The organism is Streptomyces sp. NPDC034086 (assembly GCF_055575515.1).
In genome coordinates this window covers 24,676-35,912 of record NZ_JBVISM010000003.1, presented here as the reverse complement: position 1 = coordinate 35,912, position 11,237 = coordinate 24,676, and the positions used below count along the sequence as shown (strand labels likewise).

Here is an 11,237-nt window from a genome sequence, read left to right as displayed (position 1 = left end):
CCGTGAGCACCCCCGAACTCCCCCTGATCGAGCAGAACGAAGGCGGCTGCGGCGACGACTGCGGCTGCGGCGACGGCGAGGAGAGCGGTCTCGACCCGGCGCTCGCCCAGCTGCTGGCGGACGCGGGCCTGGACCCGATCGAGGTCGAGGACATCGCGCACATGGCGCTGTCCGAGGACCTGGACGGCGGGGTCGACGTGACCACCGTCGCGACCGTCCCCGAGGACGCCGAGGCCGTCGCCGACTTCGTGGCCCGCGAGGCCGGCGTGGTGGCCGGTCTGCGGATCGCCGAGGCCGTGTTCTCCGTGGTCTGCACGGAGGCCTTCGAGGTCGAGCGGCACGCCGAGGACGGGGACCGGGTGGAGGCCGGCCGGCTGCTGCTGTCCGTCCGCTCCCGCACCCGCGACCTGCTGACCGCCGAGCGCAGCGCCCTGAACATCCTGTGCCGCCTGTCCGGCATCGCGACGGCCACCCGCCGCTGGGCCGACGTGCTGGAGGGCACCGGGGCCAGGGTCCGCGACACCCGCAAGACCACGCCGGGCCTGCGTGCGCTGGAGAAGTACGCGGTCCGCTGCGGCGGCGGCGTCAACCACCGCATGTCGCTGTCGGACGCGGCGCTGGTCAAGGACAACCACGTGGTCGCGGCGGGCGGCGTCGCGCAGGCCTTCAAGGCCGTCCGCGAGGCGTTCCCGGACGTGCCGGTGGAGGTCGAGGTCGACACGATGCACCAGGTCCGCGAGGTCGTGGACGCGGGCGCCGACCTGATCCTGCTGGACAACTTCACCGTCCCGGAGACGGAGGAGGCCGTGACCATCGTCGCGGGCCGCGCCGTCCTGGAGTCCTCGGGCCGGCTGACCCTGGAGACGGCCCGCGCCTACGCGGAGACGGGTGTGGACTACCTGGCGGTGGGCGCGCTGACGCACTCCTCGCCGGTCCTGGACATCGGCCTCGACCTGCGCGAGGCGGTGTAGGCCGTGCTGCTCACCATCGACGTGGGCAACACCCACACGGTCCTGGGCCTGTTCGACGGTGACGAGATCGTCGAGCACTGGCGGGTCTCGACCGACCCGCGCAGGACGGCCGACGAGCTGGCCGTCCTGATGCAGGGCCTGATGGGGATGCACCCGATGCTCGGCAGCGAGCTGGGCGACGGGATCCACGGCATCGCGATCTGCGCGACGGTCCCGTCCGTCCTGCACGAGCTGCGCGAGGTCACCCGCCGCTACTACGGCGACGTGCCCTCGGTGCTGGTGGAGCCCGGGATCAAGACGGGCGTGCCGATCCTGATGGACAACCCGAAGGAGGTCGGCGCGGACCGCATCATCAACGCGGTCGCCGCCGTCGAGCTGTACGGGGGCCCGGCGATCGTCGTGGACTTCGGCACGGCGACCACCTTCGACGCGGTGTCCGCGCGGGGCGAGTACGTGGGCGGTGTGATCTCCCCGGGCATCGAGATCTCGATGGAGGCGCTCGGTGTGCGCGGGGCACAGCTGCGCAAGATCGAGCTGGCCCGCCCGCGCAACGTGATCGGGAAGTCCACGGTCGAGGCGATGCAGTCGGGCGTGGTGTACGGGTTCGCGGGCCAGGTCGACGGGATCGTCAACCGGATGGCGCGGGAGCTGGCGGGTCCGGGAGGCGACCCGGACGACGTGCGGGTCATCGCGACCGGCGGGCTGGCCCCGATCGTCCTGGGCGAGGCGTCGGTGATCGACGACCACGAGCCGTGGCTGACGCTGATCGGTCTGCGGCTGGTCTACGAGCGCAACGCGCCCAACTTCGAGTGACGGTGCGGCCGGTGGGGTCCCGCGACGGCGGGCCCCGCCGGCCGGTAGCGGACCGTCAGGCGGAATCCTCAGCTTGAACCTGATCGGTTAGCTTGTCGGCGTCGGACCCACACCCTCCCGACGCGGCACAGCCGAGACGGTACAGGACGGCCCAAATGCCCCGTAAATCGCCTTACTTGCAGGTGGTCGAATCGCTCCGGAACCGCATCGAGGCGGGCGAGTGGGCGATCGGCGACAGACTGCCCTCGCGCGCCCGCTTCGCGGAGGAGTACTCCGTCGGGCAGGGCGTGACCCAGCGGGCCATGGAGCAGCTGATCATCGAGGGCTTCCTCGAGGGCCGGGCCGGCTCGGGCACCTACGTGCGCACCCCGCGGCGGCGCATGCGGATGCTCCGCACCCGCCGCCGCGTCCCCGGATCGGGCAACACCTTCCGCTCCGAGGCCGCCGCCCACGGCATCGCCGCGTCCTGGGACTCCAGGACGCTGCCGCAGGTCCCGGCGCCCGAGCGGATCGCCGCCCGGCTGGCCATCGAGCCGGGCTCGCCCTGCGTGATGACCCGCTACGAGTTCATGGCCGACGGCAGCCCCGCCGAGCTGTCCGAGTCCTGGGAGCCCCTCGCGATCACCTCGGGCACCCCGATCGTGCTGCCGGAGGTCGGCGAGCTGCGCGGAGCGGGGGTGGTGGCGCGGATGCGCGCGATCGGCATCACCGTCACCTCCGTGGTGGAGGTGCCGCGTCCGTCGCGGGCCAACCAGAACCAGGCCAACCTGCTGGGGATCAGCCTCGGCGCGCTGATCACCCAGATCGAGCGCACGTACCTCGATTCCGACGGCCGCCCCGTGGAGACCGCCGACCTGGTCATCCCCGACTCGCGCTACGAGATCGCGTACGCCTTCCCGGTGGAGTGACCGGTGGCGCGTAGGGTGGGCGGCCGTACTTTCCGACGGCCGGGTTTTTTTACCGGAACCGGCCGGAGCGTGCCTCTCGTGGCGATAGCGTCTCGCTCGAGAAGCACCGCGACCTCGTCCACTGCGGAGGAGACACCATGAACGCGACCGCTCGCCCCGACTGGCGCAAGTCGTCCTACTGCGGCGAGGGCGACGCCTGCGTCTACGTCGCCGCGGCGCCCGGCACCCTGGTGCGCGTCGCCGACCGGGCCGACCCGGCGCACCTGGTGATGGCCACCACCCACGCCGCCTGGGCGCAGTTCGTCGAGGCCGTCAAAGTGACCGGCTGATCCGTCCCGAGGGCGCGGCGCGGCCCCGCCGCGCCGCGATCCCGCACCCTCAGGGGATTTTGTCCGATTAGCGCGTATCTTCGCCCCATGCCCACGCCCTACGGATCCCGCGGCGGCATGGCGTTCAGCGCCGCTGAGCTGCACGTGCTCAGGCGCTCCCTCGCCCACGCCCTCCAGTCCTCCACGGCCCCGCTGACGGCCTCCGAGGTCCAGGACTGCCTGCGCCTCGCGGCGTCGGTGGACGAAGCGGTCCTGGAGGCGGGCCGGCTCAGAGCCTTCCTGCTCGACGACCTCGCCCGCTACCGGGGCGCCCTGCCCGGGAGCCTGTCGGGCTACCTGGAGCTGCTCCAGGACGCCCTGGCCGCCGGGTACGAGCCCGGACCCGACGACCTCGCCGCCCTGCGCGCCCTGCGGGCCCATCCGGTCGCGGCGGCGGTGCTGGAGCGGGCCCGGGCCGTCGCGGGGCGCTCCGTGCGCCGCAGGCTCGCGGCGGCGACCGCCCCGGCGCCCCGTACCCGCCTGCTGGCGCTCGCCGGCGGCAAGGAGCAGCCGTCCCCGCCGGAGCCCGCGCCCGCCCCGCCGAAGGAGCGGCCGGCCCGCCCGGTGCCCACCCCGGGCGAGGTCTTCCCGCCGCGCCGCGAGCCGGGCCCGCCCCCGGCGGCCGGGCGCGCGGCGGTATAGCTACGCTGGGGGGCATGGACTACGTCTCCGCGCTCGTGCCCCCCTTCGTGATGGCCGCGTTCTTCATCGCCCTCGTCGTGACGATCGTGAAGAGCCAGGGCGGCGCCAACAAGGCCAAGGAAGACGCGGCCGTCGACGCCGCGATCGCCCGCGCCGAGGCCGGCCCCCAGCAGCAGAAGTGACGTGACCCCCACCGGGTTTTCCACCGCGCGTTGCGGCGAATAGTCGGGCAATTCGCCGCAATCGGCACTATTCTGCTGCTGTGCCTCGCCCCTTGGGAGAACTCGAAGACGCAGTGATGACGCGGGTGTGGCAGTGGAACCGCCCGGTCACCGTTCGGGAAGTCCTGGAAGACCTCCAGCGGGAACGGTCCATCGCGTACACCACGGTCATGACCGTGATGGACAATCTCCACCAGAAGGGCTGGGTCCGCCGGGAAGCCGAAGGCCGCGCCTATCGATATACGGCGGTCTCCACCCGCGCCGCCTACTCGGCCGCACTGATGAACGAGGCCTGGTCGACCAGCGACAACCCGGCGGCCGCGCTCGTCGCCTTCTTCGGCATGATGTCCCCGGAACAGCGCGAGGCCCTCCGCGCCGCCGTGCACATCGTCCAGCACGACGAACCCGGCCCCGAGAGCGGCCCCGCCGGCGGGCCCCCCGAGGAGACCGCGGCGGAAGAGGACTCCGGCGCGCACCGGAGCGACCCGGGGCGATAGCGTCCGGGTATGGGAGAGCTTTCCACCACAGACGAAGCGAAAACCGTGACGATCCGCCGCGCGCGCACCGGTGATGTTCCCGCGCTGCGCCGCCTGCTCGACCAGTACGTGCAGCAGCGGATCCTCCTCGACAAAGCCCCCGTGGTCCTTTACGAGGACATCCAGGAGTTCTGGGTCGCGGAACGCGACTCCGACGGGCAGGTGGTCGGCTGCGGGGCCCTCCACGTCATGTGGGAAGACCTCGCCGAAGTGCGCACGCTCGCGGTCGACCGCGAGCTGAAGGGCGCCGGTGTGGGGCACCGGGTGCTCGACAAGTTGTTGGAGACGGCCCGCCGGATCGGGGTCAGCCGGGTATTCTGCCTGACCTTCGAAGTGGACTTCTTCGCGAAGCACGGCTTCGTCGAGATCGGCGAGACCCCGGTGGACACCGATGTCTACATGGAGCTCCTGCGTTCCTATGACGAGGGAGTCGCCGAGTTCCTCGGTCTCGAACGAGTGAAGCCGAACACCTTGGGCAACAGTCGGATGCTGCTGCACCTCTGATCGATCACGGCGGCTATTACGGGCCCGGTCCGGCGGTGGCCTATGTCCGAATCGCGCACGTTTCCCGCCTTGTTGAGGTCCTGAACCTCTCGACGGGGGTTTGTGTTTTCCAGGCAAAAGGGGTTTCCTTTCCGCGTACTGCATTTTCGATGAAAGGAAATCCGGTGGCACAGAAGGTTCAGGTCCTTCTTGTCGACGACCTCGACGGTGGCACGGCGGACGAGACCGTGACGTTCGCTCTGGATGGCAAGACCTACGAGATCGACCTCACCACCGCAAACGCTGAAAAGCTCCGCGGTGCGCTGGAGGAGTTCGTGAAGGCCGGCCGCCGCACCGGCGGGCGTGCCTCCACGGGCCGCGCCAAGGGCCGCGCCGCCGCTTCGCCCGGCAGCCCGGACACCGCCGAGATCCGCGCGTGGGCCAAGGCCCAGGGCCTCAGCGTCAACGACCGCGGCCGCGTCCCGGCCGAGATCCGCGAGGCCTACGAGAACGCCAAGGGCTGAGGCGTACGCCGCCCCAGGCGGGCGCGGTGGCATTCCGTCGCCGCCGCGGCCACCAGGCGTACGAGATCGGGCCCGGCCGGCTCCGCACAGGGCCCGGGCCCGCCGCCCCGCCCCGGAACGGGCAGGGCGGGCAGCGATGCCTCGCACCCCGGCTCGGGGGGCCGCAGCCACACGGCGGCCCCCCGAGGGCTTTCCCCCGCCGGCCCGGGAGGCACGGGCGCGGTGATCCTGCCGCCCGCGCCCAGGGCGGTCAGGTCCAGCGCCACCCCGCCCCACTCCAGCCAGTCGAGCAGCCCCTCCAGTTCCTCGGCCGCGCCCGGGGCGACCAGGAACCGCATCCGGCGTTCCATCACGGCCACCGGACCGGTGGCGACCCGGCGCCGCAGCACCGCGGTCCCGGCGTCCGAGGGCAGCTCCAGCACGTCGAACCGGATCCCGGTGACCAGCTGCGGGGGCGGCCCGCCCGCGCAGCTCCAGCCGAGCACGCGCTCGTACCAGGCGCGGGTGCCGTCCTCGGACGGGACGCGGGGCGAGGGGACGCTCACGGCGCTGGGGGACATGACCGGAGCAACTCCGGCCGGCGCCGGGGGGTTACGGGGCGCGTGCGCGCCGATGCGGAGCGTAAAGGCCGTGCGGGCGGAGTCCCACATTCGGGACGCGGGCTTGTTCGCCCGTAGCGGAGGGGACCCCGTCCGGCGGCATGGAGTGTCAGTCCTCGCGGGTAAGACATTCCTAGTGGATCGGGGCGACACGCTGATTCGAGCGTGTTCCGTTCGCCATCGGCGTACACCTGTGACGGGTATCTGCCTGGCCTGCGGGAACATCGTCTCGCACCATCGAGTTGGAGCAGTAGTCGGCTCTTACAGCCGGTTTTCCTCACCGACGTGGGGGTGAGCCGTGGACGGATGTCGGCAGTTGGAATGAGCTGTCCCGTCCCGCGGGACTAGCATGCGGAAGGACAGGGCGGGGACCGACCCCGAACTGCCCGACCGCTCTGAGGAGCGATAAACGATGTTCGAGAGGTTCACCGACCGCGCGCGGCGGGTTGTCGTCCTGGCTCAGGAAGAAGCCCGGATGCTCAACCACAACTACATCGGCACCGAGCACATCCTCCTGGGCTTGATCCACGAGGGTGAGGGTGTCGCCGCTAAGGCCCTGGAGAGCCTCGGGATTTCGCTCGAGGCTGTTCGCCAGCAGGTTGAGGAGATCATCGGTCAGGGGCAGCAGGCCCCGTCCGGCCACATCCCCTTCACCCCGCGGGCGAAGAAGGTCCTGGAGCTTTCGCTCCGAGAGGCCCTCCAGCTCGGCCACAACTACATCGGCACCGAGCACATCCTGCTCGGCCTGATCCGCGAGGGCGAGGGCGTCGCCGCCCAGGTCCTCGTGAAGCTGGGCGCCGATCTGAACAGGGTCCGGCAGCAGGTCATCCAGCTGCTCTCCGGCTACACCGGGGGCGGCAAGGAGTCGGCCACCGCCGGCGGCCCGGCCGAGGGCACCCCCTCGACCTCGCTGGTCCTCGACCAGTTCGGCCGCAACCTCACCCAGGCCGCCCGTGAATCCAAGCTCGACCCGGTCATCGGGCGCGAGAAGGAGATCGAGCGGGTCATGCAGGTGCTGTCCCGCCGGACCAAGAACAACCCGGTCCTCATCGGCGAGCCCGGCGTCGGCAAGACCGCCGTCGTCGAGGGCCTGGCACAGGCGATCGTCAAGGGCGAGGTCCCCGAGACCCTCAAGGACAAGCACCTCTACACGCTCGACCTGGGTGCCCTGGTCGCGGGCTCCCGCTACCGCGGTGACTTCGAGGAGCGCCTGAAGAAGGTCCTCAAGGAGATCCGCACCCGCGGCGACATCATCCTGTTCATCGACGAGCTCCACACCCTCGTGGGTGCGGGTGCCGCCGAGGGCGCGATCGACGCCGCCAGCATCCTCAAGCCCATGCTGGCCCGTGGTGAGCTCCAGACCATCGGTGCCACGACGCTGGACGAGTACCGCAAGCACCTCGAGAAGGACGCGGCCCTCGAGCGCCGCTTCCAGCCGATCCAGGTGGCGGAGCCTTCCCTCCCCCACACGATCGAGATCCTCAAGGGCCTGCGCGACCGCTACGAGGCCCACCACCGCGTCTCCATCACGGACGAGGCCCTCGTCCAGGCGGCGACGCTGGCGGACCGGTACATCTCGGACCGCTTCCTGCCGGACAAGGCGATCGACCTGATCGACGAGGCCGGTTCCCGGATGCGCATCCGCCGGATGACCGCGCCGCCGGACCTCCGCGAGTTCGACGAGAAGATCGCGGCCGTCCGCCGCGACAAGGAGTCGGCCATCGACTCCCAGGACTTCGAGAAGGCCGCTTCGCTCCGTGATTCGGAGAAGCAGCTGCTGACCGCGAAGGCCAAGCGCGAGAAGGAATGGAAGGCCGGCGACATGGACGTCGTCGCCGAGGTCGACGGCGAGCTCATCGCCGAGGTCCTCGCGACCGCGACCGGCATTCCCGTCTTCAAGCTCACGGAGGAGGAGTCCTCCCGCCTCCTGCGCATGGAGGACGAGCTCCACAAGCGCGTCATCGGCCAGAAGGACGCCATCAAGGCGCTCTCCCAGGCCATCCGCCGTACCCGTGCGGGTCTGAAGGACCCGAAGCGTCCCGGTGGCTCGTTCATCTTCGCCGGCCCGTCCGGTGTCGGTAAGACCGAGCTCTCCAAGACGCTGGCCGAATTCCTCTTCGGCGACGAGGACGCGCTGATCTCCCTCGACATGTCGGAGTTCAGCGAGAAGCACACGGTTTCCCGCCTCTTCGGTTCGCCCCCCGGCTACGTGGGCTACGAGGAGGGCGGCCAGCTGACCGAGAAGGTCCGCCGGAAGCCGTTCTCCGTCGTCCTCTTCGACGAGGTCGAGAAGGCGCACCCGGATATCTTCAATTCCCTTCTCCAGATCCTGGAGGACGGTCGCCTGACCGACTCCCAGGGCCGGGTCGTGGACTTCAAGAACACGGTCATCATCATGACGACCAACCTGGGTACGCGGGACATCTCCAAGGGCTTCAACCTGGGCTTCGCCGCCCAGGGCGACGTCAAGACCGGTTACGACCGGATGAAGGCGAAGGTCAACGAAGAGCTCAAGCAGCACTTCCGGCCCGAGTTCCTGAACCGTGTCGACGACACGGTCGTCTTCCACCAGCTCAGCCAGGAAGACATCATCCAGATCGTCGACCTGATGATCGCCAAGGTGGACGAGCGCCTCAAGGACCGCGACATGGGCATCGAGCTCAGCGGTGACGCGAAGCAGCTCCTGGCCAAGCGCGGCTACGACCCGATCATGGGTGCCCGCCCGCTGCGCCGGACCATCCAGCGCGAGATCGAGGACCTGCTGTCGGAGAAGATCCTCTTCGGCGAGCTGCGCCCCGGTCACATCGTGGTCGTCGGCGTGGAGGGTGAGGGCGAGAACGCCAAGTTCACCTTCCGCGGCGAGGAGAAGTCGGCCCTGCCGGACATCCCCCCGATCGAGGCCACGGGCTCCGGCCCGGACCTTTCCAAGGGCGCGTAACCGCCGGCGGCGCTCCGCCGCAGCGTAGGGGCGGCCCCGGGACCCACAAGGTCCCGGGGCCGCCCCTTTCGCGTGCCCGGCCACGGGACGGCGCCTGGACGGGCGCGGCCGGGCGCGGGGCGCGGGAGCGGCCCCCGCGGTGCTTGCGGTGCCGCGTCGGGGCCCGTGGGCCGGTGACAAGCCGCACAGGGCAAATCGGACCTACTAGGAACTCTCGTAGGTCTGGCTGCCCCGATTTGTCCCCGCGCTTGCCCAGTACGGACGGCGTCAAGGGCCCGGAGATCGACCGGGCGGCTACGAGCCGGGGTAGTAAAAGGGACGTTTGGGGAAGCCCGGGGGCACGGGTTACCAAGGTGGGGCAAGCCCGGCAGCAGCGGTTCGGTCCGCAGGCGCCGGGATCTTTCTTGCCACCGCTCCTGTCCCCGGCCCCGGAGGTCTCCCATGTCCGCGAAGCGCGTCAGCACCCGCCGCACCCGTACCGCCCTCGCCGCGACCGGTCTCGGCGCGCTGCTGGCTCTCGGGGCCGGGACGACCGCCGCCTTCGCCGACGAGGCCCCCGCCGCCGTGTCCGCCGAGGCCGCCGCCCTCCAGGCGCAGGCCGACGCGCAGGCCAAGGCGGCCGCGCGGGCCGAGGCCGCCGCGAAGGCCAAGGCGGCCGCCGCGAAGCCCGTCCTGTGGGCCAAGCCCGTCGTGAGCTACACGCTGTCCGCGACCTTCGGCAAGGGCGGCAGCATGTGGGCGCACAAGCACTCCGGCCAGGACTTCGCGGTCCCCACCGGCACCCCGGTCCGGGCCGCGGGCGCCGGCACCGTCGTGAAGGCCGGCCCGAACGGCGGCGGCGACGGCCCCGCGTACGGCAACGCCATCGTGATCAAGCACGCGAACAACACGTACTCCCAGTACGCGCACCTCTCGAAGATCCAGGTCCGGATCGGCCAGAAGGTCTCCGCCGCCCAGCGGATCGCACTGTCCGGCAACACCGGCAACAGCAGCGGCCCCCACCTGCACTTCGAGATCCGCACCACCCCGAACTACGGCTCGGCCGTCAACCCGGTGGCCTTCCTGCGCAACGCCGGCGTCTCCATCTGACCCCGGTCAGATCAGCCAGGAGTGGGTCGGCCTGGTCTTCCCGGTCTTGTTGTTCTTCAGGCCGGTGATCTGCTCCTGGCCCAGCGCCTGGTCGAAGATCCGGATGTGGTCCAGCGGCCCGTCCCACGCGGCGCTCCAGATCTCGTGGTGGCGGGCCCGGCCCAGCTGGAGCGGCCCGGGGCCCGGCCAGATGCCGGAGACCTGCGCCTGGCCGCCCTGCTTGTCGTCCACCCACAGCGCGATGGTCTTCTTCTCCGCGTCGTAGGTCCCCGTCAGCAGCACCCACTGCCGTGTGGTGTTCACGTTGTCCACGACCACCTGCTGGGCGGTCGCCGCCTGGCCCTTGTCACCGGTCTGCACCCGGAACACCCAGGCCTTCTTGCCGTTCACGACCTCGAAGCCCAGCTCGAAGGAGTACGAGACCCCGTCGCCCTGGCTCACCGCCATGCGCGAGCCGGTCTCGGCCACGTTGTAGGCGCGGGTGGAGACGGTGAAGCTCTTGGTGACGTCCACGGCCGGCTCGGCGCCCTGCGCGTAGGAGTCGGGCGTGCCCTTGAAACGGACCTCGGTCCGCTTGGCCAGCTCGCCCAGTGAGGCGCCGGGGCCCAGGGCTATGCCCATCTTCCCGCTGCGGTCGCGCAGCAGGTTCGGCTCGCCCGGCACGGTCGGGGAGTCGTCCTCGGGGGTCTTGCCGTCCGGGGACGGGGAGGAGCCGCCCGACGCGCTCGGCGAGCCCGAGGAGGCGACCGCCGGCGGGTTCTTCGGGTCGTCGCCGGAGCCGTTCAGTACGAAGTAGCCCGCGCCGCCCGCGACCAGGACGACGGCGAGCGCCCCGATGCCGATGGTCAGCCGCCTGCGCTTGCGCCGCTGGGCCTCGGTGGCGTCGGCCAGGGCCTGCCAGTCGGGCGTGGAGGGCGTGGAGGGCGGGGAGAACGGTTCGGCGCCACCGCCGCCGAGCGGGGCCTCCGTCCGGGGCTGCGCCGGAGGCGGTCCGAAGCCCCCGCCGGAGGGCTGTCCCTGCACGGGCCCCGGCTGGTAGGGGTTCGGCGTCTGCGGCGGGAAACCGTAGCCGCCGCTCCCGGGGGCGGGGCCGGGCTGGGGGCTGTTCGGGAGGTCCGTACCGTCAGTCATGGCACGGATGCTAG

At 71.1% G+C, this 11,237-nt stretch carries 13 protein-coding genes; 11 read left to right on the top strand and 2 right to left on the bottom strand.

Translation table 11 applies throughout. The annotated features are described in order from the left end of the window. Window positions 1-2: 2 nt before the first annotated feature. From nadC to ACZ514_RS10010, 9 genes are all read left to right on the top strand, one after another. Complete coding sequence (gene nadC, locus ACZ514_RS10050; protein ID WP_469124499.1) at window positions 3-971, top strand: carboxylating nicotinate-nucleotide diphosphorylase; 969 nt, start codon at window positions 3-5, stop codon at window positions 969-971. Between the two features lie 3 nt (window positions 972-974). Continuing rightward, window positions 975-1,784 carry a type III pantothenate kinase gene (locus tag ACZ514_RS10045; RefSeq protein ID WP_467896161.1) on the top strand — a complete coding sequence of 270 codons (810 nt, stop codon included), beginning with the start codon at window positions 975-977 and terminating at the stop codon, window positions 1,782-1,784. Window positions 1,785-1,939: 155 nt separating this feature from the next. Further along, entirely contained in the window at window positions 1,940-2,692 is a 753-nt protein-coding gene (locus ACZ514_RS10040) for a GntR family transcriptional regulator (protein WP_468175409.1), read from the top strand. 137 nt (window positions 2,693-2,829) lie between these two features. Continuing rightward, window positions 2,830-3,021, top strand: coding sequence for a DUF397 domain-containing protein (locus tag ACZ514_RS10035; protein WP_468175406.1), 192 nt, complete (start codon window positions 2,830-2,832; stop codon window positions 3,019-3,021). Window positions 3,022-3,108: 87 nt separating this feature from the next. Beyond that, window positions 3,109-3,702, top strand: coding sequence for a hypothetical protein (locus tag ACZ514_RS10030; protein WP_468175403.1), 594 nt, complete (start codon window positions 3,109-3,111; stop codon window positions 3,700-3,702). Between the two features lie 14 nt (window positions 3,703-3,716). After that, window positions 3,717-3,884, top strand: a complete 168-nt coding sequence (locus tag ACZ514_RS10025) for a hypothetical protein (RefSeq protein ID WP_467896155.1) — start codon at window positions 3,717-3,719, stop codon at window positions 3,882-3,884. A gap of 80 nt (window positions 3,885-3,964) precedes the next feature. After that, window positions 3,965-4,420, top strand: coding sequence for a BlaI/MecI/CopY family transcriptional regulator (locus ACZ514_RS10020; RefSeq protein ID WP_468175400.1), 456 nt, complete (start codon window positions 3,965-3,967; stop codon window positions 4,418-4,420). A 9-nt stretch (window positions 4,421-4,429) separates the two neighbouring features. After that, window positions 4,430-4,963, top strand: a complete 534-nt coding sequence (locus ACZ514_RS10015) for an amino-acid N-acetyltransferase (protein ID WP_468175397.1) — start codon at window positions 4,430-4,432, stop codon at window positions 4,961-4,963. Between the two features lie 164 nt (window positions 4,964-5,127). Next, on the top strand, window positions 5,128-5,466 hold the full coding sequence (locus tag ACZ514_RS10010) for a histone-like nucleoid-structuring protein Lsr2 (RefSeq protein WP_469124498.1): 339 nt from the start codon (window positions 5,128-5,130) through the stop codon (window positions 5,464-5,466). On the opposite strand, the gene ACZ514_RS10005 is transcribed toward ACZ514_RS10010, so the two are convergent. After that, window positions 5,445-6,026: an SCO3374 family protein gene (locus ACZ514_RS10005; protein ID WP_469124497.1), complete on the bottom strand. Its 582-nt coding sequence runs from the start codon at window positions 6,024-6,026 to the stop codon at window positions 5,445-5,447. The genes ACZ514_RS10010 and ACZ514_RS10005 overlap by 22 nt on opposite strands. 451 nt (window positions 6,027-6,477) lie before the next feature. On the opposite strand from ACZ514_RS10005, the gene ACZ514_RS10000 reads away from it, so the two are divergent. After that, window positions 6,478-9,003 (top strand): ATP-dependent Clp protease ATP-binding subunit, encoded by a 2,526-nt coding sequence (locus tag ACZ514_RS10000; RefSeq protein WP_388944829.1) that lies wholly within the window; start codon window positions 6,478-6,480, stop codon window positions 9,001-9,003. 441 nt (window positions 9,004-9,444) lie between these two features. Next, window positions 9,445-10,092, top strand: a complete 648-nt coding sequence (locus ACZ514_RS09995) for a M23 family metallopeptidase (RefSeq protein ID WP_469124496.1) — start codon at window positions 9,445-9,447, stop codon at window positions 10,090-10,092. 6 nt (window positions 10,093-10,098) lie between these two features. Here the strand turns inward: ACZ514_RS09995 and ACZ514_RS09990 are convergent, their stop codons facing one another. Beyond that, entirely contained in the window at window positions 10,099-11,223 is a 1,125-nt protein-coding gene (locus tag ACZ514_RS09990; protein WP_468175385.1) for a LamG-like jellyroll fold domain-containing protein, read from the bottom strand. Window positions 11,224-11,237 lie beyond the last annotated feature (14 nt).

What these genes read in the sequence shown, in the direction of transcription:
- ACZ514_RS09995 (WP_469124496.1), top strand. Translation starts at nt 9,445, where the DNA reads ATGTCCGCGAAGCGCGTCAGCACCCGCCGCACCCGTACCGCCCTCGCC.
- ACZ514_RS10015 (WP_468175397.1), top strand. Translation starts at nt 4,430, where the DNA reads ATGGGAGAGCTTTCCACCACAGACGAAGCGAAAACCGTGACGATCCGC.
- ACZ514_RS10040 (WP_468175409.1), top strand. Translation starts at nt 1,940, where the DNA reads ATGCCCCGTAAATCGCCTTACTTGCAGGTGGTCGAATCGCTCCGGAAC.
- ACZ514_RS10030 (WP_468175403.1), top strand. Translation starts at nt 3,109, where the DNA reads ATGCCCACGCCCTACGGATCCCGCGGCGGCATGGCGTTCAGCGCCGCT.
- ACZ514_RS09990 (WP_468175385.1), bottom strand. Translation starts at nt 11,223, where the DNA reads ATGACTGACGGTACGGACCTCCCGAACAGCCCCCAGCCCGGCCCCGCC.
- ACZ514_RS10000 (WP_388944829.1), top strand. Translation starts at nt 6,478, where the DNA reads ATGTTCGAGAGGTTCACCGACCGCGCGCGGCGGGTTGTCGTCCTGGCT.
- ACZ514_RS10005 (WP_469124497.1), bottom strand. Translation starts at nt 6,026, where the DNA reads ATGTCCCCCAGCGCCGTGAGCGTCCCCTCGCCCCGCGTCCCGTCCGAG.
- ACZ514_RS10025 (WP_467896155.1), top strand. Translation starts at nt 3,717, where the DNA reads ATGGACTACGTCTCCGCGCTCGTGCCCCCCTTCGTGATGGCCGCGTTC.
- ACZ514_RS10035 (WP_468175406.1), top strand. Translation starts at nt 2,830, where the DNA reads ATGAACGCGACCGCTCGCCCCGACTGGCGCAAGTCGTCCTACTGCGGC.